At 71.0% G+C, this 22,910-nt stretch carries 22 protein-coding genes; 16 read left to right on the top strand and 6 right to left on the bottom strand.

The features are described 5' to 3' along the window. The first annotated feature begins 14 nt into the window (after nt 1-14). The 6 genes from ACFYPG_RS26040 (at nt 15) to ACFYPG_RS26015 (ending at nt 3,847) form a co-directional block, all read left to right on the top strand. Entirely contained in the window at nt 15-275 is a 261-nt protein-coding gene (locus tag ACFYPG_RS26040) for a hypothetical protein (RefSeq protein WP_355005318.1), read from the top strand. Then, complete coding sequence (locus tag ACFYPG_RS26035; RefSeq protein WP_387354172.1) at nt 272-925, top strand: hypothetical protein; 654 nt, start codon at nt 272-274, stop codon at nt 923-925. Before ACFYPG_RS26040 ends, ACFYPG_RS26035 begins: the two co-directional genes overlap by 4 nt. Next, on the top strand, nt 912-1,337 hold the full coding sequence (locus ACFYPG_RS26030; RefSeq protein WP_387354171.1) for a hypothetical protein: 426 nt from the start codon (nt 912-914) through the stop codon (nt 1,335-1,337). The genes ACFYPG_RS26035 and ACFYPG_RS26030 overlap by 14 nt, the downstream gene beginning before the upstream one ends. Nucleotides 1,338-1,344: 7 nt before the next feature. Continuing rightward, nucleotides 1,345-1,782: a hypothetical protein gene (locus tag ACFYPG_RS26025; RefSeq protein ID WP_387354170.1), complete on the top strand. Its 438-nt coding sequence runs from the start codon at nt 1,345-1,347 to the stop codon at nt 1,780-1,782. Nucleotides 1,783-1,932: 150 nt separating this feature from the next. Continuing rightward, the gene (locus ACFYPG_RS26020) at nt 1,933-3,264 is read left to right on the top strand and encodes an ATP/GTP-binding protein (protein ID WP_387354169.1); all 1,332 of its coding nucleotides are present in this window, start codon (nt 1,933-1,935) and stop codon (nt 3,262-3,264) included. 88 nt (nt 3,265-3,352) lie between these two features. Continuing rightward, entirely contained in the window at nt 3,353-3,847 is a 495-nt protein-coding gene (locus ACFYPG_RS26015) for an RloB family protein (protein ID WP_387354168.1), read from the top strand. 48 nt (nt 3,848-3,895) lie between these two features. On the opposite strand, the gene ACFYPG_RS26010 is transcribed toward ACFYPG_RS26015, so the two are convergent. Together ACFYPG_RS26010 and ACFYPG_RS26005 are read right to left on the bottom strand one after the other, a co-directional pair. Continuing rightward, a complete protein-coding gene (locus tag ACFYPG_RS26010; protein ID WP_387354167.1) occupies nt 3,896-4,723 on the bottom strand; it encodes a DUF3152 domain-containing protein in 828 nt (275 codons plus the stop codon). Nucleotides 4,724-4,899: 176 nt separating this feature from the next. After that, a complete protein-coding gene (locus ACFYPG_RS26005; protein WP_387354166.1) occupies nt 4,900-6,090 on the bottom strand; it encodes an ROK family transcriptional regulator in 1,191 nt (396 codons plus the stop codon). Between the two features lie 163 nt (nt 6,091-6,253). Here ACFYPG_RS26005 and ACFYPG_RS26000 point away from each other — a divergent pair, with 163 nt between their 5' ends. From ACFYPG_RS26000 to ACFYPG_RS25975, 6 genes are read left to right on the top strand one after another with little or no spacing between them, the layout of a single operon-like run. Further along, complete coding sequence (locus tag ACFYPG_RS26000; protein WP_355005665.1) at nt 6,254-6,982, top strand: amino acid ABC transporter ATP-binding protein; 729 nt, start codon at nt 6,254-6,256, stop codon at nt 6,980-6,982. A gap of 19 nt (nt 6,983-7,001) precedes the next feature. Next, entirely contained in the window at nt 7,002-7,970 is a 969-nt protein-coding gene (locus ACFYPG_RS25995; RefSeq protein ID WP_387354165.1) for a glutamate ABC transporter substrate-binding protein, read from the top strand. 16 nt (nt 7,971-7,986) lie between these two features. Next, nucleotides 7,987-8,631, top strand: a complete 645-nt coding sequence (locus ACFYPG_RS25990; RefSeq protein WP_350863012.1) for an amino acid ABC transporter permease — start codon at nt 7,987-7,989, stop codon at nt 8,629-8,631. Next, nucleotides 8,628-9,497, top strand: coding sequence for an amino acid ABC transporter permease (locus ACFYPG_RS25985; protein ID WP_387354164.1), 870 nt, complete (start codon nt 8,628-8,630; stop codon nt 9,495-9,497). Before ACFYPG_RS25990 ends, ACFYPG_RS25985 begins: the two co-directional genes overlap by 4 nt. Beyond that, nucleotides 9,494-10,513: an asparaginase gene (locus ACFYPG_RS25980; RefSeq protein ID WP_387354163.1), complete on the top strand. Its 1,020-nt coding sequence runs from the start codon at nt 9,494-9,496 to the stop codon at nt 10,511-10,513. Before ACFYPG_RS25985 ends, ACFYPG_RS25980 begins: the two co-directional genes overlap by 4 nt. Further along, nucleotides 10,510-11,253, top strand: coding sequence for a copper homeostasis protein CutC (locus ACFYPG_RS25975; protein WP_387354162.1), 744 nt, complete (start codon nt 10,510-10,512; stop codon nt 11,251-11,253). The genes ACFYPG_RS25980 and ACFYPG_RS25975 overlap by 4 nt, the downstream gene beginning before the upstream one ends. Before the next feature lie 118 nt (nt 11,254-11,371). Here ACFYPG_RS25975 and ACFYPG_RS25970 read toward each other — a convergent pair whose 3' ends face one another. Then, nucleotides 11,372-11,908: a hypothetical protein gene (locus ACFYPG_RS25970; RefSeq protein WP_387354161.1), complete on the bottom strand. Its 537-nt coding sequence runs from the start codon at nt 11,906-11,908 to the stop codon at nt 11,372-11,374. Between the two features lie 201 nt (nt 11,909-12,109). Further along, nucleotides 12,110-14,560, bottom strand: a complete 2,451-nt coding sequence (locus ACFYPG_RS25965) for a glycoside hydrolase family 2 protein (RefSeq protein ID WP_387354160.1) — start codon at nt 14,558-14,560, stop codon at nt 12,110-12,112. Between the two features lie 112 nt (nt 14,561-14,672). On the opposite strand from ACFYPG_RS25965, the gene ACFYPG_RS25960 reads away from it, so the two are divergent. After that, a complete protein-coding gene (locus ACFYPG_RS25960; protein ID WP_387354159.1) occupies nt 14,673-15,692 on the top strand; it encodes a LacI family DNA-binding transcriptional regulator in 1,020 nt (339 codons plus the stop codon). Between the two features lie 6 nt (nt 15,693-15,698). On the opposite strand, the gene ACFYPG_RS25955 is transcribed toward ACFYPG_RS25960, so the two are convergent. After that, complete coding sequence (locus tag ACFYPG_RS25955) at nt 15,699-18,071, bottom strand: EAL domain-containing protein (protein ID WP_387354158.1); 2,373 nt, start codon at nt 18,069-18,071, stop codon at nt 15,699-15,701. A 217-nt stretch (nt 18,072-18,288) separates the two neighbouring features. Here ACFYPG_RS25955 and ACFYPG_RS25950 point away from each other — a divergent pair, with 217 nt between their 5' ends. Next, the gene (locus ACFYPG_RS25950) at nt 18,289-18,681 is read left to right on the top strand and encodes a PH domain-containing protein (RefSeq protein ID WP_355005334.1); all 393 of its coding nucleotides are present in this window, start codon (nt 18,289-18,291) and stop codon (nt 18,679-18,681) included. Here the strand turns inward: ACFYPG_RS25950 and ACFYPG_RS25945 are convergent. Continuing rightward, the gene (locus tag ACFYPG_RS25945; protein ID WP_355005335.1) at nt 18,675-19,601 is read right to left on the bottom strand and encodes a 2-hydroxyacid dehydrogenase; all 927 of its coding nucleotides are present in this window, start codon (nt 19,599-19,601) and stop codon (nt 18,675-18,677) included. The genes ACFYPG_RS25950 and ACFYPG_RS25945 overlap by 7 nt on opposite strands. A 185-nt stretch (nt 19,602-19,786) precedes the next feature. Between ACFYPG_RS25945 and ACFYPG_RS25940 the strand changes: the two genes are divergently transcribed. Together ACFYPG_RS25940 and ACFYPG_RS25935 are read left to right on the top strand one after the other, a co-directional pair. After that, complete coding sequence (locus ACFYPG_RS25940) at nt 19,787-21,604, top strand: SpoIIE family protein phosphatase (protein WP_355005336.1); 1,818 nt, start codon at nt 19,787-19,789, stop codon at nt 21,602-21,604. A 92-nt stretch (nt 21,605-21,696) separates the two neighbouring features. After that, nucleotides 21,697-22,869, top strand: a complete 1,173-nt coding sequence (locus ACFYPG_RS25935; protein WP_355005337.1) for a PQQ-dependent sugar dehydrogenase — start codon at nt 21,697-21,699, stop codon at nt 22,867-22,869. Nucleotides 22,870-22,910 lie beyond the last annotated feature (41 nt).

Below are 22,910 nucleotides of genomic sequence, written 5' to 3'. Positions count from 1 at the left end.
AATCAAACTTCACGATGAGCGTCGGCGAAATCAAGGTAGCCCTGCGTGCCGCCATCGAAGCGGCCCACCAAGGGTTGGAGGTCTTCGATCGGGCCTCCGCTGAAGCGAACGCAGCGACCGCAGCGGCAGAAGCCACCCTGCACGACAGCCGAGACGAAGACGTGAGAGCTATCCACCAGGCACTTGCCGCCGCGAGTGCAGAGGTTGAGCCGACCCGCCGCCGATTCGTCAACACTGCTGAACACACGACCCGCTACCTCAAACAACTCGGATGAGCGGCAGCATCGGCGAACTCGTCGCGCAGCTTTTCGCCGTACGTGGAAAGCTCGACGCCGCCGCCATCACGGCCTTGCGCGCCCGCACGGACGCGGAGCATGCCTTGGCCCTCCTGAACGAAGTCCAGCGAGGCAGCAGCGACCCGCAGTTGCGGGCAGCCGCCACCGACGCCGCCGTGGCCCGCGACAAGGCCGGCCGCTACGCCCGCCTCCTGGCCGCCGCCGCCCGGCACATCACCCGCTACGTCAACACCATCGCCCCCGGCGCCGCATCATCCGGGCCAGACGATGCCGCATCACCTTCGGGGGAACGGCTGGTGGAGGAAGCCGAAGGCCGCAGCAGCAAAGCAGAGGCGTTCCTCCGCCGTCACGTCAAGAAAGCAGACGACTCCGAGGACACTCTCAAGCAGACCGAGCAGTCGATCACCACTGGCCTTCGCGAGCTACAGAAAAGCCTGAAGGGCTCCGGCTCGACTGGTAGCACGACGTCGACCCCCGCCAACCCCGGCACGCCGGCTGACCGTCCCCAGTTGGAACACCCCGTCACATCAGTCATCATGGCTGCTGGCGCGGTCGTCGTGGGACTTCGAGGGGTCTGGAACATGGCAAAGAAGCGCCGCGAAAGGAAGCGATCTGATGAGCAGCCCTGAAATGGTCGACTACATCCGGACGATGATCAGAGGCGACCATGAAGCCAACGACCGGATCGAGGCCCGCCTAGACGAGCTTGGCTGGGACGGCTTCCCGACCCTGCTCGGCGCAGTCTTTTACTTCGCGGTCAACCGATGCTTCGACGAGCGGACAACGCCTGGTGAGATCATGCGGTTCGTGGCCGACATGCGGGCAAGCACACCGGTCGGCACACCAGAGATCGACGCCAACGCGGCCGAGCGGCTGATCCGCGCCGCAATGGACCCTGGCATCGAGACGGACATCGATCCCCAGATGGCCGGACGAGTTCAGGGTCTGGTGATCTTGCAGATTCTGGGCGACGGCGCCATTTCCGACGAAGATCTGGCCGCGCTCCTCGTCGAGGCGGCAGACCTCGCCAGCCGCGTATGAGCTGCTCTTGAGCGCACGGATTGAGTTCAGCGACCTGATCCGCGCGATGGCACGGCGTGACTGGGGCGCGGTGGACCAGCTCCTGAGCGGGCTGGAGAAATCCGGTTGGGGTGGCGGCAACCAGATGATCAGTGCTGCGTTCGCCATCGCCGTCAACGACCATTCCTCCAGCGCTCACTCCCCTACCGATGTCACCCGCTTCGTCGCCGAGACGCGTACTCAGTTTCCGGGCGCGGAGTCGCTGCCCACCCTGGAGATGGAAGCGCTCGTCCGCGCGGCCCTCGGTGAGGTCGGGCTGATCGACAACCTCAGCCCTGAGATCGCCCTCAAGATGCAGATCGTATTCCTCGGCAAGCTGCTTCAGGACCGCGATCCCACCGAGACGCAGCTCGAAGAGTTCATCGCCGACGTGGAGCGCACGGCCGCCGAGTACTCACGGGCCTGAGGCGCGCAGCTTCGGCATTGACGGCATGCGCCGTGACCAAGAGCGCCGCCAGCGGCACGGCTGGCCTGCGTCGGCCCTTTCTGCCGCCTTCTCGTGGTTTACTCGCAGAGATGTACTTGTAACCGCCCACGAGCTAGGGGCATGCGGCCAATGCTGCTGAGTTTCCGCTTCGCCAACCATCGTTCGTTTCGCGACGAGCATCAGCTGAATCTGACGCCCGTCTACGGCGACGGGGCCGAGACCGACGAGCCGGCTCCGCAGGCGGTCCAAATCGTCGGCATCTTCGGAGCCAACGCGTCGGGCAAGTCGAACTGCCTGGGCGCGCTGGCGTTCATGCGGCAATTGGTCGTGGAGTCCGACCGGGCGGTCGAGCCCGGCGTGGGCCTGTCCCGGGAACCGTTCCGGTTGGATCCGGAGGAAGCCGTCCAGCCATCGCGCTATGTCGTCGACCTTCGGCTCGGCGGAGTCAGACACACCTATGGCTTCACGATCGACGACGACCGGGTGCTGGAGGAGTGGCTCTACCACTATCCGCTGGGGCGCCGGCGGCGCGTATTCGAGCGAGACGGTGACGCCTTCAACTGGGGCGAGGAGTCGGGCCGGCGCAGCGACCTGGAGCAGATCGCTGGCATCACCGCGCCAACAGCTCTATTTCTCAGCACTGTCGCGCGCTTTGGCCAGAGCCGCCCCCAACCGGATCCGACAAACCCACAGCCGTTGCACGACACCTACCGGTGGTTCTACCTGACAGGCCAACGGACTGACCCCACCTCCGGGCTGTCCGCCCTCGTCCGTATCGGCCAAGCGGATGCCGATGAGGTACGCCGCCTGGTCGTTGACCTGTTGCAGGCTGCCGATGTGGGGATCGTCGACGTCGTTATCGCTCCTGATTCGGGTGATGATCAGGCCGACTGGTCCGTCCTACCAGCCCGGAGATTGAGCGACCGACTAAAAAGAGCCGTCGCGGCCATCCGGCCCTCGCCCCGCGTCCAGTTCGCTCATCAGGGTCCGCACGGCACCGCACTGCTCGACCTGCAGGACCAGTCGACCGGCACCCGGCAACTACTGACCCTGGGTCTGCATGCCGCAGCGATGCTACGTACCGGCACCACAATGCTGATCGACGAGATCGATGCGAGCCTGCACCCGATCCTGACCGCCAAGCTCATCAGCCTGTTCCGCAGCCCGGCCGCGAACCCGCTTGGCGGCCAACTCATCTTCACCAGCCACGATGCCGCCCTGCTCGGCACCCTCGACGCTGAGGAGATCCTCCGCCGCGATGAGATCTGGTTCGTGGAGAAGGACAACGAGGGTGCCTCCTCGCTGTATCCGTTGACCGACTTCAAGCCTCGAAAAGAAGGCGAGAACCGTCAACGCCGTTACTTGAACGGCAACTACGGCGCAGTTCCCAACCTGTCCACCGACCTGTTCGAGCAGGCCCTTGCCACACGTGGAGGCTCGGATGACGCCCCGGCAGGGTGATCGGCGTACCTCGGGCTCGATACGGTCCGGCCGTGGCCGCGAGACCGACCTCCGACGACGGGCGTCGACCAGGGAGCAGCGGACAACCGTGCTGATCGCCACCAACGGTGAGTCCACGGAACGGGACTACTTCACCGGCCTCAAGCAGGAGGCGTGGGTGCGTCCTCGGGTGGTCGTCGTGGCAGAACGCGGCTCGCCGGTCAACGTCGTACGAGGTGCGGCGCGCCGCCGCCAGCGCGACGACTTCGACGAAGCGTGGGCCGTCTGCGACGTCGATGACTTCGCCACCGAGCCGGCGTCCCGCGAAGCTGTAGACGCTGATGTCAATCTGGCCTGGTCCAACCCCTGCTTCGAGGTGTGGCTGCTGCTCCACTATGGCAACTGCAGCCGGTTCGTGGAGAACGCCAAGAGAGCCCGCGACCTGCTGCGGGAGCACGACCCCTCCTGGGACAAGACCAAGCTCGACTTCGGCAACTTCCGCGACCGGATTGAGGACGCCTGTCAGCGTGCTGATCGACTCGACCCGCCCCCGGATGGCAATCCGTCTACCTCCGTCGGGCACATAATCGCTGCGCTTCGTTGAGACAGGGCGGCCGCTGCAGCTCCGCCGGCCGGGGCGGGGTTCACCGGGTCAGGATGGTGCCCACGGGCCGCTGAGGAACTGCCCGTTGCCGACGAACGGCTTGACGTTGGGCACGCACCCGCCCAGGCCCATCGTCTGCGTCATCATGACCGGGGCCGGTTTGCCGCGACCGCCACACTTCATGTGGGCGAAGCCGAGGAAGTGGCCGAACTCGTGATTGATCACGCCGGCGTGGTACTCGTCGATGCTGACCGGGTATCCCGGTGACCCCTGGAGCCACCGCCGTAGGTTGATCATGATGGTCTTGCCGTACTTGCAGGAGTAGACCCCCTCGGTGTCGACGCCGCTCGCGCCGCAGAGCCTGTCCACTGTCCTCGGTGTCGCGAGCCGCACGTCGACGTCGACGGTCGAGCCGCCGACCCGCTGGAACGACCAGGACGCCCGGTTCAGGTTCACCGCCGCGTTCGTGACCGGGTGCTGCGCCGATGTGGCCCATCCGTTCGGTGCGGCCAACACCTGCTCGATGCTCGCGGCGAACCGGGCCGGCTTCCAGGCGGGGATGTCACCCCAGGCGATGCCCTTCTCCACCGAGACGCTGTAGCGCACCCGCTTCTTGCCCTTGCCGATCACGCGACCGTTACCGGTGGCGGTGGCGAAGGTGCCGGCGGCCCTGGTGGGGACCTGCGCGTCGGTCGGGATGTCCGGGGTCGGGCTGGAGGTCGGCGTGCCGTCGGGGCTCGGAGCTGAGTTCTGCGTACTCGGGCCGGATTGGGGGACTTCGGCCTGCCCGGACGCCGGTGCCGACAGGCCACAGGCGGCGGTCGCCAGCACCGCTGCCAACGAGATCGGCACGAGCAGCCGTCCGTTGATCCGCACGTCGGAACCTCCAGGAGCAGTCATGGGTGGGTGAGGAACACCGGAAGGCTACGTGACTGCCTGTAAGGAAAATGTCAAGATGATCAGTGCCGACGCACACGCAAAAGCGTATAGATCTGGCATGAAACACAGAGGCGGATCACCCTGGGTGATCAGGAGGGTCGCTGTGAGCGAGGTCAGGCGGCCGCTACGACGTGGTCGATCACCAGGTGGGCGGCACCGGTGATGCCGACGTCCTGGCCGGCGGCGACCCGTTCGATGAGCAGGGTCTGAGTGGCCAGCGGGAGGCACCGCTCGTAGAGGGTGGCCCGCATGCTGGCCAGCAGCGGCTCACAGTCGGCGAGCCGACCACCGATGGCCACCACCTGCGGGTTGAAGAAGTTGACCACCACGGCCAGGATCTCGCCGACGGCGCGGCCGGCCTGCCGGGCGAGGGCGGTGGCCTGTCGGTCACCGTCGTCGATCAGCCGGATCACACCGGTCAGGTCGGAGACCGGCACGCCCTGCTCCCGGAGCGCGGTGACCAGCGCGGCACCGCTGGCCACGGCTTCCAGGCAGCCGGCGTTGCCGCAGGTGCACGGTGGCGCGGGATCGGCCACCACCCGGCAGTGGCTGATGTCCCCGGCCGACCCCTGCGCGCCTCGGTGCAACCGTCCACTGGAGATCACACCGGAGCCGATTCCGGTGCCAGCCTTGATGTAGACGGCGTGGTCCAACTCGGAATGCGCGGTGCGGTGCGCGCCGAGTGCCATCAGGTTGGCGTCGTTGTCCACGACGACCGGCACGTCGACACGGCTGGCGCAGAACGCGGCGACGTCGAAGCCGTTCCAGCCGGGCATCCGCGACGGGCTGACGATCCGCCCGGTGGAGTGCTGCACCGGGCCGGGGATCCCGATGCCGACGCCGCGGAGCGCACCTGGCGCCGAGCCACCGGTCACCACCCCGTCGCCGGCAGCCGGATCGCCGCCGACCAGCGTGGCGACCTCGGCGAGTAGCGCGCCGAGGACCGCCTCCGGGCCGTCCTCGATGCGGACCGGCAGGGTGCGGGCCTGGACCACCCGCCCGGAGAGATCCAGTGCGCCGACGCGGGCGTGATGCGCGCCGAGGTCGATGGCGCCGACCACCGCGCTGCCGGTGGGCACGGCGAGTTGACGGGGACGCCGTCCACCCCGGGACCGCCCTGCGCCAGCCTCCTCCAGCAGCCCCTGGCTGATCAACGCCTCGACCCGCTGGGAGACCGTCGACGGGGAGAGCCCGGAGAGGCGGGACAGGTCGGCCCGACTGACGGCCGCACCGGTGGCCACCCAGCGCAGTAGCTCCCGGGGGCCGCCCCGGAGGGCATCGCGTGGCGCGTCGTCAATCGTCACGTCAGCTTCTTAGCACCCGAAGTTTGTTCAAGCAACCGGTTGACTTAGTTTGCTGGCTACCTTTAGATGGCGCTGTTGGTTCGATATGAAGCTGACTTGGTTTTGTAGTCGAAGGAAGTGAGGCCGTCTGGTGGCACCGGAGACGACGGGTGCGAACCGACCGATGGTGTCGGTACGCGGCCTGAACAAGTGGTTCGGTCCGCTGCACGTGCTCAAGGACATCGACCTCACGGTGGCCGCCGGCGAGGTGGTCGTCGTGGTGGGGCCTTCCGGCTCCGGCAAGTCGACACTGTGCCGCTGCCTCAACCGGTTGGAGACCATCGGGCAGGGCAGCGTCGAGATCGACGGTGAGCCGCTGCCCGCCGAGGGCCGCGCGCTGGCCCGGCTGCGCGCCGATGTCGGCATGGTCTTCCAGTCGTTCAACCTCTTCGGCCACAAGACGGTGCTGGACAACATCACCCTCGGCCCCACCCGGGTCCGCCGGATCGCCCGACCCGAGGCGCGGCAGCAGGCGATGGCCCTGCTGGAGCGCGTCGGTATCGCCGACAAGGCGGACCACCACCCGGCCCAACTCTCCGGCGGGCAGCAGCAGCGGGCCGCGATCGCCCGAGCCCTGGCGATGCAACCGAAGGTGCTGCTCTTCGACGAGCCGACCTCGGCCCTCGACCCGGAAATGGTCAACGAGGTGCTCGACGTGATGGTCTCCCTCGCCGCCGAGGGGATGACCATGATCGTGGTGACCCACGAGATGGGCTTCGCCCGTCGCGCCGCCGACCGGGTGGTCTTCATGGACGACGGCCGGATCGTCGAATCCGGCGCACCCGACGACTTCTTCGCAGCTCCGCGCACCGAGCGGGCCCGCGACTTCCTATCCAAGATCCTCCAGCACTAGCCCCCAACGGGAGGGTGTCATGTCAATCCTCAAGATGAGCTTCACCGGGCGGCGGTCGCTCGCCCTCACCGCCACCGCGGTGGCGGTGGCCCTCGCCGCCACCGGCTGCGGCGGCGACAGCGGCGGCAGCGCTCCGACGCTGCCCGGCAACCCCGGTCTGGGCGGCGACGGCGTGGTCGCCCAGTCGGTGTACGACGCGGCTCCGGTGGCCACCGACGCGGACATCCCGGCCGGTTCGACGATGGAGGCGATCCGCAAGCGCGGCTACCTGAACATCGGCGGATCCCTGGACGCGCCGCTGCTCGCCCAGCAGAACCCGGTCAGCGGCACCATCGAGGGCTTCGACGCCGACATGGCGAAGTTGCTGGCGAAGTACATCATCGGCAAGCCCGAGGTGAAGACGACGACCATCGGCACCCAGACCCGGGAAGCCATGCTCCAGGCCAAGTCGGTGGACGCGGTCTTCCAGACGTACACGATCACCCCGCAGCGGGCCACCCAGGTCGCCTTCGCCGGGCCGTACCTCACCTCCGGCCTCGCGGTCGGGGTCCGCAAGGACGACACCTCGATCAAGGGCGTCAAGGACCTCGCCGGCAAGACAGTGATCGTCGGGGCGAACACCCCCGCCGTCACCGCGCTGCCCACCGCCGCGCCCGGCTCGAAGCAGATCGCCTTCGGCACCGACCCGCAGGCGTTGCAGGCGCTGCTGCAGAAGCGCGGCGACGCGTACGTGCAGGACTTCACGCTGCTCGCCTCGGGCGCCAAGGCGAACCCGGGGATGAAGGTGGTGGGCGAGCCGTTCACCACCGAGGCGTACGGCATCGGCCTCAACAAGGACGACGCGCAGTTCAAGGAGTTCGTCAACAACTGGCTGAAGAAGATCCAGGTCGACGGCACATGGGCGAAGGTCTGGGAAGGCACCCTCGGCTCGGTGGTGGAGGGTGGGGCGCCCACCCCGCCCGCCCTCGGTTCCGCCGACGGCTCCTGAGCAGTCTCTCGTACCGATGGAAGCCCTCACCGACCACCTGAGCGAGCTTGGCCACGGCCTGGTCACGACGGTCGAACTGACCGTCGTGACCACCGTCGGCGCGATGCTGCTGGGCATCGTCGTGGCCACCCTGCGGATCGCCCCCGTCCCGCTGCTGCGCGCCATCGGCACCGCGTACGTGGAGGTGTTCCAGAACCTGCCGCTGCTGGCGCTACTGGTGCTCTTCGTGTTCGCGCTGCCGACGATCGGCATCACGTTCCCGCTGTTCACCTCCGCCGCGATCGTCATCGCGGTGTACGAGGGGGCGTACCTGGCCGAGGCGATCCGCGCCGGGATCAACACGGTCGGTGTGGGCCAGGCTGAGGCGGCCCGAGCCATCGGGCTCACCTTCGGCCAGTCCCTGCGGCACGTGATCCTGCCGCAGGGACTCCGGGCGGTGATCCAGCCGATCGGCAACATCTGCATCGCGCTGCTGATGAACACCTCGCTGGCCGCCGCCGTCGGCGTGGTCGAGCTGACCCAGGCGGCCAACACCGTGAACCTGGTCGAGGCTCAACCGATCGCCGTGTTCACCGGCGCGGGCCTCGCCTACATGCTGCTGGCGCTGATCATCGGTCAGGTCACCGGCCTGCTCGAACGAAGGCTGGCGATCGTCCGATGAACAAGACGCAACAGATCCTCTTCGACGAGCCCGGTCCGCGCGCCCAACGCCGGATCCGGATCGCCACAGTGCTGGGCGCGATCCTCCTGGCCGGTGCCCTGGTCGCGGCGGTCTACCAGTTCGCCAGCCACGGCGAGTTGGCCGCCGCCCGGTGGGAGCCGTTCACCACCTGGCCCATCTGGCGGTACCTGCTCAACGGCCTGTGGGCCACGCTGCGCGCCGCCGCCGCGACCGCCGTGCTGAGCGCCGCGCTCGGGCTGTTGCTGGCGCTCGGCCGGCTGTCGACACATCGACCGCTGCGCTGGCTCGCCGGCGCGTACGTGGAGATCTCCCGGACCGTCCCCACCCTGCTGCTGATCTACGTGACGCTGTTCGCGCTGCCGCAGTACGGGCTGAACTTCCCGCTGTTCTGGAAGCTCGTGGTGCCGCTGGTGGTCTCCAACTCGGCGGCGTTCGCGGAGATCTTCCGGTCCGGCATCCTGGCGCTGGACCGAGGGCAGACCGAGGCCGGCCTCGCGGTCGGGCTGCGCCGCGGGCAGGTGATGGCGCTGGTGGTGCTGCCGCAGGCGCTGCTCCAACTTGCCCCGTCCCTGGTCAGCCAGCTGGTCGGGCTGCTCAAGGACACCTCGCTCGGCTTCGTTGTCAGCTACACCGAGCTGCTCTACAGCGGGCAGGTGTTGTCCTCGTACACCCACCTGCTGATCCAGACGTTCCTGGTGGTGGCGCTGATCTACCTGGTGGTCAACGCCTCGCTGTCGAAGTTCGCCCGCGTACTCCAGGCCCGTAACGGCCGCTTCGGCGGACGGCGTGGCCGGCGGGCCGCCGAACTGCCCCCGCCACTCCTCGAAGGGAACACCCCCCGGTGAGCATCTTCCGCTACGCCGAACTGGCCCGGGTCGTGCGTAACGGCTTCGTCGAGAGCCGGCACTACGGCAGCGTCGTGGTGCTCGCCCCGGACGGGGCTGTCGCCCTCGCCGCCGGCGTACCCGACGAGCCGGTGCTGCCCCGCTCCACCCTCAAGCCGGTGCAGGCACTGGCCTGCCGGATCGCTGCTGGCGACGAGCTGACCGGCCCGGCGCTGGCCGTCGCCGCCGGCAGTCACACCGGCGACGACCGGCACGTCGAGGTGGTTCGGGCGATGCTGGCCCGGGCCGGCCTGACCGAGGACGCGCTCGGCTGCCCGGTGGACTGGCCGGAGGACGAACCGACCCGGGACCGGCTGATCCACGCCGGCGGACAGCGCGACCGGATCCGGATGAACTGCTCCGGCAAGCACGCCGCGATGCTCATCGCCTGCGTCGCCAGGTCCTGGAGCACCCACGACTACCTCGACCCCGACCACCCGCTCCAGCGGGAAACCGCCGCCGCCGTCGCCCGGCTGGCCGGCACGCCGGTCGCGCACCACGCTGTCGACGGCTGCGGTGCACCGCTGTTCGGCCTGTCGCTGACCGGCCTGGCCCGCACCTTCCAGGCGTTGGTCACCGCGCCCGCCGGCAGCGACGAGGCGCTGGTCGCGCAGGCCATGCGCCAACACCCGGAGTACGTCGGCGGCTGGAACGGGCACCCGAACACCGACCTGATGCGGGCGCTGCCCGGCGTCCTCGCAAAGGGTGGGGCCGAAGGCGTGCTCGCGGTGGCCGCACCGGATGGTCACGCGGTGGCGGTGAAGGCGATCGACGGTTCGCCCCGGGCCACCACCGCCATCGCCCTCGCCGCCCTCGACGCCGTGGGCGTACCGGTGGGTGGAGCCGACGCGCTGCGCCAGGTGCCGGTGCTCGGCGGCGGCGTACCCGTCGGTGCCGTCACGGCCGTCATCGACTGGGCCACAGCATCGTCTCGGACCGAAGCGGCATCGCCTCGCACGGAAAAGGAAGAATCATGAACACATTCGAGATCTGCATCGACAGCGTCGAGGGAGCGGTCGCCGCCGAGGAGGCCGGCGCCGACCGGGTGGAGTTGTGCTCCGCGCTCTTCGACGGCGGGCTGACCCCCAGCCTGGGCACCATCGAGACGACAATGCGCGCGGTCAGCCGGATCCGGGTACACGTGATCGTCCGTCCCCGGGCCGGCGACTTCATCTACTCGCCCTTCGAGATCGAGGCCATGGAGCGGGACGTCCGGGCCGCCGTGGCGGCCGGAGCGCACGGCATCGTGATCGGCGCGTTGACCGCCGAGGGTGACGTCGACGTGCCGACCACCCGCCGACTGATCGCCGCCGCGGGCGACGCCAGCATCACCTTCCACCGGGCGTTCGACATGACCCGCGACCCGCACGCGGCGCTGGAGCAGCTGATCGAGCTGGGCGTGCACCGGGTGCTCACCTCGGGTCAGGAGGTCAGCGTGCTGGAGGGTGCTCCGCTCATCGCCGACCTGGTGCGCCGGGCCGCCGGCCGGATCATCGTCATGCCGGGCGGTGGCATCACCCCGCGCAACATCGCCCGGATCGTCGAGGCGACCGGCGCCGACGAGTACCACTTCGCGGCGCTGGTCAGCTCGGACAGCCCGGCCGTGCACCGCAACCCGGCGCCCCTGATGGGTGGCAGCCTGAACCGGCCCGAGTACGAGCGGTCCGGCACGTCCGGCACGTTGGTCGGCCAGGTGCTGGCCGCCGCCCGGGCCTGACCCGCCGCACTGTCTGACGAGCGGTGGACCTGGCGGAGATGTTCTCCAGGTCCACCGCACGTGCCTGTTCCGGCGGCCAGCACCGCACGAAGTCACCGTGCTCTGACGGCAGCCAACCTCAGTACGCGACCAGGGCGATTATCAGCGAGGACACCGCGGCGACCACGAGCACGACGCCGGTGCCGAGCCCGACCACCGCACTCACCGCCAGGGCGCGGGCCCGGGCCATCGGCACGGCTGCGAGCGCCACCACGGTGACCAGCGCTGCGACCACATGGATCAGTGGGTAGTCCATCAGCGCCGCCACCGGGAAGAGGTGCAGGCCCACGACAAGGGCCACCCAGGGGGCGGTCAGCTCACGGCGCCGTAGCAGGGCGAGCACCCCGGCACCGACGGCGGCAACCCCGAACTCGATCCCGACGACGATGCCGAAGGTCCGGCTGGTGTCGTCGTCGAACGCTGTTCCGTCCGACCAGTGCCTCCAGGCGAGGAGGCCCCCGGCGGTAGCCGTGAGCAGTGCGAGAACCGAACCGGCGATGAGCACGGGCCGCCAGGACCTCGGAGGCGCTTCCTGAGCCCAGCCGAACCAACTGGAGGCGAAGAACCCGAAGACGAAGGCCGTCGCCGCCGCATCTCGGACGAGTTCCGTGATCATTTGTGCTCCCGGGGTACCGCGCGATCGGCTTCGTCGCTGTCGGCCGCGCTGTCACCAGCGGCGACGAACCGGTAATACTGCCCTGACGGATGCGCTCGCCGGCAGCCGGGGGTTGCAGTCGAACGTGCTCGAACACGGAAGTAGTGGCCTCCCCTGTCGACGGAGACCACTACTTCCTGGATCGAGCGCAATCGTGGCGTGCTAACTCGACGTCACGTCGTTGACGCAGCGCAGCACCGGGCGGGCGGCGAGAGCTGCGGCGTCCAGCGGGGTGTCGGCGTGGACGGTGAAGGTCGTCGACTCGCCGGGCAGCAGGGTGACCAGTGCCTCGTCGACCTCGGCGGACGGGTCCAGCCGGTCCGCGAACAGCGTCAGGTCGCGCAGCACGGTGCGGGCCGTGACCTGGACCCGCTGCCCACCGTCGACCGGCTCGACCGTCGCGTCCCAGGCCGCCGCCGGCCAGTCCACCTCCCGGTCCTCGGCGAAGAACCACAGAGCGCGCTCCGCGGTGCCACCGGACTCCGCGACCAGCAACTCGCGCCGGGCATCCTCCGGCCGCGCCAGGTCCGCCGGCAACGGCAGCACCACCGAGGAGTACGCCGGGACGTCGAGGTCGACCGAGGTCTTCGCCCTCGGCTCCCCGGTGAGCGTGAACCGGGTGACCGCGGCCGGTACGGCCCACGCCTCGGCGGTCTCGTTGACCGCTACCAGGGCCAGGCCGCCGTCACGGGGTTGCACGGTGAGCAGCCGGTCGGCGTACGCGCGGCGCAGCGCGTACCACAGGGGTTTGCGGCGGCCGTCGCCGTCGACGGCCGACCAGGAGGTGACCGGCCAGCAGTCGTTGAGCTGCCAGACAATGGTGCCGGCGCAGACGTCCCGGTGGGAGCGGAAGTGCTCCACCCCGAGCTGGATCGCCCGGGCCTGGTTGAGCTGTGTCAGGTAGTGCCAGTCGTCGAAGTCCGCCGGGGTGGGCAGGTGCGCGTCGAGGCCCCGCTGGAGCTTGGCGTCACCGCCGGCCGCCTTCTGGTGGTGCGCCATGCCCGCTGAGTTGTGGGCCAGGGGTTCGTCGCTCAACGCGCGGCGCAGCGTCGCGTACGCCGGTGGGGCCTGGTAGCCGAATTCGGCGACGAAGCGCGGGACGTACTCCCGGTATCTGGTGTAGTCGTCGGTGTTCCACACGTCCCAGATGTGGGTGGTGCCGTGCGCCGGGTCGTTGGGGTGGAGCGCCTCGCTGCCAGACCAGGGGCTGCCCGGCCAGTACGGGCGGGTCGGGTCCAGCTCGCCGACGATCCGGGGCAGCACGTCGAGGTAGTAGCCGCGCCCCCAGGTGCGCCCGGCGAGGGCCTGCTGCCAGTCCCAGTCGTGCCAGCCCCAGATGTTCTCGTTGTTGCCGGTCCAGAGCACCAGCGACGGGTACGGCGCGAGCCGGGTCACCTGCTCGACGGCCTCGGCGGCGACCTCGGTGCCGAACGGCTCCTCCTCCGGGTACGCGGCGCAGGCGAAGAGGAAGTCCTGCTGGACGAGCAGGCCACGCTCGTCGGCGAGGTCGTAGAAGTCCGCCGACTCGTACCGGCCGCCACCCCAGACCCGCAACAGGTTGACGTTGGCCGCGACCGCCTGGTCGAAGCGCTCGGCCAACCGGGCGCGGGTGATCCGGGTGGGGAACGCGTCGTCCGGGATCCAGTTGACCCCGCGGACGAAGACCGGGACGTCGTTGACCGACAACGCGAACGGGGTGCCGTGCGCGTCGGGGGTGGTGTCGAGCCGTACCGATCGGAAGCCGATCTGGTGCGACCAGTTGTCCACTGTGTCGCCGTCCGGTGCGTGCAGTGTCACAGCGATCGGGTGGCGGGCCTGCTCGCCGTACCCCCGGGGCCACCACAGCGCGGGCTCGCGGACGGTGAGGGTGAGCACGGCCGTGCGCTGCCCGGCCGGGACGACCACCTCGGCGCGGACGCCGGCCACTGCGGCGCGGACGGTCAGCGGGACGTCCGCGACACGCTCGACCTCGACGTGCACCTCGACCCGGCCGTCGCGACCGTCCATGGTGACCAGCGGACGGACGGTGGCCAGTCGAGCGGTCGACCAGGAGTGCAGGCTGATCTCCTGCCAGATGCCGGCGGTGACCAGTGTCGGCCCCCAGTCCCAGCCGAAGTTGCAGGCCATCTTGCGGATGAAGTGGAAGGGCTCCGGGTAGGCGTTCGGCCGGTCGCCGAGCCGTTCCTGCTGTGCCTCGGCGTAGCGGTACGCGGAGTCGAACGTGACGACCAGGTCGTTGTTGCCGTCACGCAGCAGCGGTCGCACGTCGAACCGGTAGCCGCGGTGCATGTTCGCGGTCCGGCCGACCTCCACCCCGTTGACGGTGAGCGTGGCGACGGTGTCCAGGCCGGCGCAGACCAGGTCGACGCGCTCCTCGTCGCCCGCCCGGTGGACGAATGTGGTCTGGTAGACCCAGTCGGTGCGCCCGATCCAGGCCAGCGCCAACTCGTTGTCGTCGAGGTACGGGTCTCCGATCAGCCCGGCGTCGAGCAGATCGGTGTGCACGCAGCCCGGCACTGTCGCCGGCACCGACCGGCCGGCGACCTCCTCGGGCACCTGCGCTCCGGGGGCCGCCCGCACCGTCCAACCGTCGTAGAGTGCCTGTCGACTCACGATGTCACTGCACCTTCCCGCATCGAAAGATGCCAACTGAACCGGATAAGCTGAGCCACGCTACGGTCCGGAATCAGGGCTGTCAACGGCCAGAGAGCGAAGGAGCACGCCGGTGAAGCGGCCGACCATCGCCGACGTCGCCCAACGCGCCGGGGTGTCCAAGGGCGCCGTGTCGTACGCGCTCAACGGGCAGCCCGGCGTCTCCGAGGCCACCCGGCAGCGAATCCTCGCCATCGCCACGGAGATCGGCTTCAGCCGCAGCAGCGCCGCCCGCGCCCTCTCGGCCGCCACCGCCGGGGCTGTCGGCCTGGCCCTGTGCCGCCCGGCGCGGACCCTCGGCGTCGAGCCGTTCTTCATGGCGCTGATCAGTGGCGTCGAGGCCGAACTCTCCGCCCGCTCGTACGCGCTGACCCTCCAGGTGGTGGCCGACCCGGATGCCGAGATCGCGGTCTACCGGCGTTGGTGGGGCGAACGACGGGTGGACGGGGTGCTCGTCTGCGACCTGCGCACCGACGACCGTCGCATCCCCGCACTCGAACAGCTGCAACTGCCTGCGGTGGTGATCGGCGGCCCCGGCGGCACCGGTGAGCTGGCCAGTCTCTGGTCCGACGACGCCGCCGCGCTGACCGAGACGGTGGAGTACCTGGTCGCGCTCGGGCATCGCCGGATCGCCAGGGTCGCCGGTCTGCCCGAGCTGCGGCACACCGAGATCCGCACCGACGCCTTCGCGGCGGTCTGCCAGCGGCTCGGCCTGGTCGACGCGGTCACCGTCTGGTCCGACTACACCGGCGAGGAGGGCGGCCGGGCCACCCGCCGGTTGCTGAGTTCGGCCGGCCGGCCCACAGCTGTCGTCTACGACAACGACGTGATGGCCATCGCCGGGCTCTCCGTCGCTCAGGAGATGGGCCTTACCGTGCCCGGCGACCTGTCCATCGTGGCCTGGGACGACTCGCCGCTGTGTCGGCTGGTGCACCCGCCGCTGACCGCGCTGGGCCGGGACATCCCGGCGTACGGCGCGCACGCCGCCCGGCAACTGCTCGCCGTCGTCGCCGGGCAACCGGCCGGGCGGGTGCAGGACGAGACACCCCACCTCACGCCGCGCGGCAGCACCGCACCGCCGCGAGGGAGATGAACCGGTTCAGCGGGACGCTGAGGGAAATTCCTCGAAGTACGCCTCGACCCGCTCGGCGGTCGCCGGCCGGGACAGCGCGAACCCCTGCCCGTACCGGCAACCGCCCCGGCGTGCGCCCTCGACCTCCGTCGACGACTCCAACTCCTCGGCGACGATCTCGACGCCCAACCGCTCGCCCACGTTGACCACCACGTCGATCAACGGCGGTTGCCCGTCCGGCCGTGCGCCCACCAACTCCGGGCCCACCTTGAGCAGGTCGATCGGCAGGCGGCGAAGCTGGGCCAGCGAGGCGTGCTCGGCCCGGAAGTCGTCCAACGCGGTGCGAACGCCCAGCGACCGCAGCCCGGCCAGCCGAGCCACCACCGTCGACAGGTCACCGGCGACCCTCGGCTCGCTCACCTCCACCACCAGTCGCTCCGGCGGCACCCCGTACGCGGCCAGCACGGCCGCGAGCCGCTGGACGAAGTCGGGAGTGGTCAGCTCCCGGGTGGTGACGTTGACGGCCATCCACAGCTCCCGGACGCCCACCGACCAGTTGGACAACTGCCGGCAGGCCCGGTCCAGCACCCACCACTCCAACTCGCCGACCAGGTCCAGGTCCTCGGCGACCGGCAGCAACTCGGCCGGGAGCACGGTGCCGAGCACCGGGCTGCGCCACCGCAGCAGCGCCTCCGCGCCCACCGGCTGCCCGTCGGCCAGGTCGACCACCGGCTGGTAGACGAGGTCCAGCTCCCCGCGCGCCACCGCACCGGGCAGCTCGCGTTCCAGGTCGAGCCGGCGCACCAGCTGTTCCTCCAGGAACGCGTCGTACCACTCCACCCGGTCCCGGCCCAGTTGCACGGCCCGTCGCCGGGCCAGCTCGGCCTGCCGGAGCACGTCCGCCGGCCCGGCGCCGCTCACCTCGGCCAACCCGATGCTCGTCTGCACGCGCAGCATCGCGCCGGCCAGCCGGTAGGGCGGATCGAGCGCGCTCAACAGTCGGGTGCCCAGCGCGTACGCCAGCACCGGGCCGGCGGCCGTGACCACAGCGAAGCCGGTTGCCGTGCAGCCGGTGACCAGATCGTCCGGGGCGATGACCGAGCGGGCCCGGTGCACCGCCTCGGCCAGCACGTCCTCCCTGGCCGTCGGGCCGAACCCCTCGGTGCCGTGCAGGTCCACGAGCAGCAGCGCACCGGCCGGCGCCGGAACGTCGCCGATCGCGGCCAGGGCGTCCAGCAGGGCGGCCCGGTCGCCGGGGGTGCCGCCCGCCGACGCGGCTGGCCGGTTGAGCCCCAACCACGCGGAACTGTGGTCAGGCGACCAGGTGGAGCCGACGCCCGTCGCGGTGGCCGCGCCCTCCGGGACGCCGAGGGCCTGCTCGGGCGGCGGCTCCGGCGTGCCCGGCCAGCGTGCCGGCACCGCTCGGCGGTGCCGCAGCGAACGGCCGGCCGGTCGCCGATGAGCGGCCCGCCGGGTGGACCTGGACGCGTCACCGGCGCGCAGCAGCTCGCGCAGCACCAGGGGCGGCACCGCCGCCAGGGCCAACAGCACGCTCGTCTGGTCCGGTGCGCGGCCGGCGCTCAGGTGCAGACCCGATGCCAGCAGCAGCACCGCCGCGGGAAGCACCGACCGGGGCCAGGCCGCGGCGACCGGCTCCACCGGCTCCGTGTCGTCAGCCGCATCCGCAGCGCCGACGGCGACGAGCAACATCCCGAACACCAACGGGGGTACGGCCAGCAGCGCCACCCGACCGGCCGGCGCGGCCGGCAGCGTGGCCAGCAGCACCAGCCCGCCCAGTGTGAGCAGCACGCCGCCCCGGCAGACCGCGGCACCCGAGCGCCGTCGTGGCCCCGCGAACGCGTTCAACGCGGCCATGCCCAACCCGCCGAGCGTCAACGCGGCGACCAGCCGGACCGGGGCCGGTGGGCTGTCGGGGGGCAGCAGCAACCAGCCGGCGAGAGCCAGACCGACGGCCGGGCCGGTCGACTCGACCAGCCACCGCAACCGGACCGGGGCCGCCGCCCGGGATCGGCCGGGGAGCCGGTGCAGACCGGCCGTCGAGAGGGCCGCCACGACCAGCGACCCGATCAGCACGGCGACGGCGTGCCCGATGCCGGCCAGCGGCAACACGACGGCAGTGAGACCCGCCGCCACCACCGCCGCGTCGAGCAGCACCCCCGCCGCACGCGGTGTCGGGTCGATGCCGCGCCGGGCGGCCAGCCGGGACAGTCGAAGGCCCGCGAGCGTGGCGCCGGCGCCGGCGGCCAACGCGATCACCACCGAGGGCGGGACCAGGTCGACGGAACCGGCGAGAAGGAGCAGCGCCACCGCCACGGACGTGGCGGCCTCCGGTGCCGCACGGCGGGGGACGAGAACGCGGAACGGGTACGCGAGGAGCACGGCGGTCGCCTTCGTGAGGGGGCACGGGGGCGGTGCGGCGGTGCGGGACATCGGACGTTGCGAGTCCGCTACCCACGATTGGCAACGATGGACGGCCGAATTGGTTACTTGCCGGTCACTCAGTGGAGACAACGACCTGTGTCACTGTACGGCGTACCGCACGCTCCCGGCACCGCCCGCCGCGAGCCGAAACAACCCGGAGTGGGATCATCGGAGGGTGAGTAAGCCCGACACGGTCCGCTTCCGGTACAACCAAGCCATCCTGGTGGCCGCGATCATCGCCTTCGTCGGCGCCCTGCCGCTGGCCAACGCCCGGGACTACCTGCTGCCGGTGCTGCTCGTCCCACTCGCCGTCGCGGTGTGGGCCTGGCGGGCCGGCACCGACGCCGACGCGCGGGAGCTGCGCATCCGGGCGCTGGTCGGGCAGCGTCGGATCGACTGGAACCAGGTCCTCGAGCTGACCACCGACCAGCGCGGGCGCGCGGTGGCCCGGCTCGACGACGGCCACCAGGTCACCCTGCCGGCCGTCCGAGGAGCGGATCTGCCCCGACTGGTCGCGGCGACCGGCCAGTCGCTGCCGGACGCTGCGGCGGAGACCCCCGGTCAGTAGCCGTCGACCACCGTGTTGATCAGCGGTTGCCCGGCGGCGAACCGGCGGATCTGATCGCCCACCAGTCGGTAGGCCCGTGGCAACAACCCGCGCACCGACCCGCCAACGTGCGGGGTGAGCAGCACGTTCGGCATGACCCAGAGCGGCGAGTCGGCGGGCAGCGGCTCCGGGTCGGTGACGTCCAACGCCGCCGAGATCCGGCCGGTCCCCAGCTCGGCGACGAGCGCCTCGGTGTGCGCCACCGGGCCCCGGGCGGCGTTCACCAGCAGCGCCCCGTCGGGCATCGCGGCCAGGAACTTCTCGTCGATCAGGCCACGGGTCTGGTCGGTGAGCGGCACGATCACCACCACCACGTCCGCGTCGGGCAGCAGCCGGGGCAGCTCCTCGACGGCGTGCACCCCCTGCTCCGGGCGGGCCGTCCTGGCGACAAGGGTGAAGCTCACGTCGAACGGGGCGAGCCGGTCGCGCACGGCCGCGCCGATCGAGCCAGCCCCGACGATGAGCACCCGCTTGCCGGTCAGCTCGTCGGTCGGGGTGTTCTCCGCGAACGTCCAGCGCCGCTCGGCCTGTGCCCGGACGAACGCCGGGAACGCCCGCAGCTGGGTGAGGATCGCGGTGACGACCCACTCGGCTGTGGACGGGTCGTGCACGCCCCGGGCATCGCAGAGCGTCACCGCAGGCGGTGTCCGGCCGGCCCAGGCGTCCGCCCCGGCGGAGAGCAACTGCACCACCGCCAGGTCGGGCAGCTCCCGCAGCACCGCCGTCCCGTCCGAGCCACCCAGGAACGGCGGCACCCAGAAGCGGACGTCGGCCGGCTCGGACGGCATCCGGTCGGTGTGCTCGAAGACCTCCACCGTCACGTTCGCGGGCAGCTCGCCCAGGAGGTTCAGGCCGGCCTGGTGCGGAATCCATACCTTCACGTCCGCCGACGATAGTCCCCGACGCGGCGGCTGGTGCGGGCACGGCGGCGAACGGGTATGCCGGGCTGTGGCGCACGAGGCCGGGACGGGCGAGACTCAGCACACCGACGTTCGGCACGAGCCCGTGCGAGGTATAACGAAGGGTCGGAGGGCCGGTCCGCCTCCGCCCGGCAGACAGGTGCAGGATGACCGACGGCTCCCCCGCCACCAACCGGCGTTCGATCGCCCCACCCGCGGCGCTCGGCGATCCGGAACGGTTGCGCGCGCTCGCCGACACCGGGCTCGACGCCACCCCGGACGAGGCGTTCGACAGGTTCGCCCGGCTGGTCAGCGACCTGTTGGACGTGCCTGTCGCGTTGGTCTCCCTGGTCTCCGCCGACCGACAGTTCTTCCCGGGCGCTGTGGGGTTGCCCGACCCCTGGTCGCAGCGGCGGCAGACTCCGTTGAGCCACTCGTTCTGCCAGCACGTGGTGGACATCGAGGCCCCGATGGTGCTGCCGGACGCCCGGCTCTACCCCCGCGTCCGGGACAACCTGGCCATCGACGACCTCGGCGTGGTCGCGTACGCGGGAATGCCGCTGACCGACCTCTCCGGCCGGGTGCTCGGCTCGCTCTGTGCCATCGACAGCAAGCCCCGCGCCTGGACGGCAGCGCAGCTGCGGACCCTGGCCGACCTTGCCGCCGCCTGCTCTTCGGAGCTGCGGCTGCGGATCGCGCTCGACGGCGCACAGGAGGCGCAGCGGCGGGCCGTGCAGGCAAACGAGCGGCTGGAGCTGCTGGCCGGGGTGAGCGAGACGTTGGCCGGCACCCTGGACGTAGGCATCGCGCTGCGCCGGCTCGCCGCCGCCATGGTGCCACTGCTCGCCGACTGGTGCCTGCTCACCCTGATCGGGCCGACCGGCCTGCCCCGCGAGGTGGTGTCGGTGCATCGGGACCCAGCCCGCACCGCGGACATCGACCGGTTCGGCGAGCTGCTGGGCAGCGGGCTGAGCGCCGAGTCGGTCATCCGGGCGGTGCTCCGGACCGGCCAGCCCCGGCTCGGCAGCGTGGCGTCGCTGGCCGACGTCACGAGGGGCAGCACAAACCCGGAGATGACACTCATCGCGCAGCGCCTGGGCATCGCCTCCTACCTGAGCGTGCCGGTGCGGGCCGCCGGCGGCACGGTGCTGGGGGCGATCACGCTCGTCAACGGCGGCCAGCGTCAGCCGTTCGACGACCGCGACCTGCTCACCGCAGTCGACATCGGCCGCCGGGCCGGCCAGGCCGTCGGCAACAGCTCGATGTACGGCGAGCAGCGGCACGTCGCCGAGGTCCTGCAACACAGCATGCTGCCCCGGCTGCCGGTGGTGGCGGAGCTGGAGCTGGCGGCCCGCTACCAGCCGGCGGCCGACCGGGTGGAGGTGGGCGGTGACTGGTACGACACCTTCGTGCAGCCCGACGGCGACGTGATCGCGGCGATCGGGGACGTGGCCGGGCACGACATCGAGGCAGCAGCGACAATGGGCCAGCTGCGCAACCTGGTGCGGGGCGACGCCTTCGGCCGGCCGGACGCGGTCGGGGCGCTGATGAGCAACCTGGACGGCGCGATCCGTGGCCTGCGGCTGCCGATCGCCGCCACCGCGACGCTGGTGCGGATCTGTCCGCAGCGCGCCGGCGTGCACGAGATGACCTGGTCCAACGCGGGGCACCCGCCGGCCCTGGTGGTCCGCTTCGGCGGGGCGGTCGAGGTCCTCCAGGCCACACCGGAGCCGCTGCTCGGCCTGGCCCGTCCGTCGCCGCGGAGCAGCCACAGCACCAGCCTGGCCACCGGCGACACCCTGCTGCTCTACACCGACGGGCTGATCGAACGGCGGGACCGCTCGATCGACGAGGGGTTGGCCGAGTTGGCGGGCCGGCTGTCCGAAACCGACAAGCTGCCCCTCGACGACCTGTGCGACCTGCTGCTCGCCTCGATCCAGCACCGTGAGGACGACACCGCGCTGCTGGCCCTGCGGGCTCGGTGAGTGGCCCACCGGGGCTCATCGGGCGGGTCCATCGGCATCCGTTGCATCTCGACGGGCCCGGCCGGGTCGCGCGGCGGGCTACCCTGGGCCGGGTGAGCGCCCGTCCCCCGTACCCTCGCATCCGCCGCCTCCGGGCGGCCCTCGCGGCGTCCTGCGCGGCGCTGCTGTTCACCGCCGGTTGCAGTTTCGGTGAGCCGGAGCCCGACCCGGCCGGCGAACCGCCCAACCTGCCCACCCCGTCCGCGTCGGCGGGCCCCGGTGGCGCCGGCCAGCAGGCGGTGGCGACTGTGCTCGCCAAGGGGCTGCGGGTGCCGTGGGCGATCGCCTTCCTGCCGGACGGCGGCGCGCTGGTCACCGAACGGGACAACGGCCGGATCCTCCAGGTCGGGCCCGAGTCCGGGCCGGACGGGCTGCGGGTCCGCCCGGTGCAGACGATCCCCGACGTGGCGGCGGCGGGCGAGGGTGGCCTGCTCGGCATCGCCGTCTCCCCCGACTACGCCCGGGACCGGACGGTGTTCGTCTACTACACCGCCGAACGGGACAACCGGGTCGCCCGACTGCAACTCGGCGGGCAGCCCACCCCGATCCTCACCGGCATCCCCAAAGCCAATGTGCACAACGGCGGAGGGCTCGGCTTCGGCCCGGACAAGCAGCTCTACGTCAGCACCGGTGACGCCGGCCAGCGCCCCCTCTCGCAGGACGTGAAGAGCCTCGGCGGCAAGATCCTGCGAATCACCCCGGACGGCAAGCCCGCCGCCGGCAATCCGTACCCCAACTCCCCGGTCTGGTCCCTGGGGCACCGCAACGTCCAGGGTTTCGCCTGGGACGCCGCGAAGCGGATGTACGCCGTCGAGTTCGGCCAGAACACCTGGGACGAGATCAACCAGATCACCAAGGGCGGCAACTACGGCTGGCCGGAGGTCGAGGGCCAGGCCGGCGACAAGCGGTTCACCGACCCGATCGTGCAGTGGGCGACGTCGGACGCGTCCTGCTCCGGTCTGGCCGCCACGGACCGGCTGCTGGTCACCGGCTGTCTGCGCGGCAAGCGCCTCTGGGTGATGGAGCTGACCGACACCGGCACCCTGCTCGGAAAGCCCAGTGAGCTGCTCACCAACCGCTACGGTCGGCTGCGTGCGGTGGCCGCGGCACCGGACGGGTCGCTCTGGGTGAGCACCTCCAACCACGACGGCCGGGGCGACCCGGCGGGCGACGACGACCGGCTCCTGCGGGTGGTCTTCGCGGGTGGTGACGGCGGACGCAGCTGATTGCGTCACCATCCGTTCAGGTTTGCCAAGATCTTCCGACG

The sequence above is a fragment of the Micromonospora sp. NPDC005553 genome (assembly GCF_042871765.1).
Classification (GTDB): Bacteria; Actinomycetota; Actinomycetes; order Mycobacteriales; family Micromonosporaceae; genus Micromonospora.
The sequence above is the reverse complement of the archived record's forward strand: the minus strand, read 5'-3'. Positions and strand labels throughout refer to the sequence as shown.

What these genes read in the sequence shown, in the direction of transcription:
- ACFYPG_RS26020 (WP_387354169.1), top strand. Translation starts at nt 1,933, where the DNA reads ATGCTGCTGAGTTTCCGCTTCGCCAACCATCGTTCGTTTCGCGACGAG.
- ACFYPG_RS26000 (WP_355005665.1), top strand. Translation starts at nt 6,254, where the DNA reads ATGGTGTCGGTACGCGGCCTGAACAAGTGGTTCGGTCCGCTGCACGTG.
- ACFYPG_RS25990 (WP_350863012.1), top strand. Translation starts at nt 7,987, where the DNA reads ATGGAAGCCCTCACCGACCACCTGAGCGAGCTTGGCCACGGCCTGGTC.
- ACFYPG_RS25975 (WP_387354162.1), top strand. Translation starts at nt 10,510, where the DNA reads ATGAACACATTCGAGATCTGCATCGACAGCGTCGAGGGAGCGGTCGCC.
- ACFYPG_RS26030 (WP_387354171.1), top strand. Translation starts at nt 912, where the DNA reads ATGAGCAGCCCTGAAATGGTCGACTACATCCGGACGATGATCAGAGGC.
- ACFYPG_RS25940 (WP_355005336.1), top strand. Translation starts at nt 19,787, where the DNA reads ATGACCGACGGCTCCCCCGCCACCAACCGGCGTTCGATCGCCCCACCC.
- ACFYPG_RS25985 (WP_387354164.1), top strand. Translation starts at nt 8,628, where the DNA reads ATGAACAAGACGCAACAGATCCTCTTCGACGAGCCCGGTCCGCGCGCC.
- ACFYPG_RS25995 (WP_387354165.1), top strand. Translation starts at nt 7,002, where the DNA reads ATGTCAATCCTCAAGATGAGCTTCACCGGGCGGCGGTCGCTCGCCCTC.
- ACFYPG_RS25970 (WP_387354161.1), bottom strand. Translation starts at nt 11,908, where the DNA reads ATGATCACGGAACTCGTCCGAGATGCGGCGGCGACGGCCTTCGTCTTC.
- ACFYPG_RS26040 (WP_355005318.1), top strand. Translation starts at nt 15, where the DNA reads ATGAGCGTCGGCGAAATCAAGGTAGCCCTGCGTGCCGCCATCGAAGCG.
- ACFYPG_RS26035 (WP_387354172.1), top strand. Translation starts at nt 272, where the DNA reads ATGAGCGGCAGCATCGGCGAACTCGTCGCGCAGCTTTTCGCCGTACGT.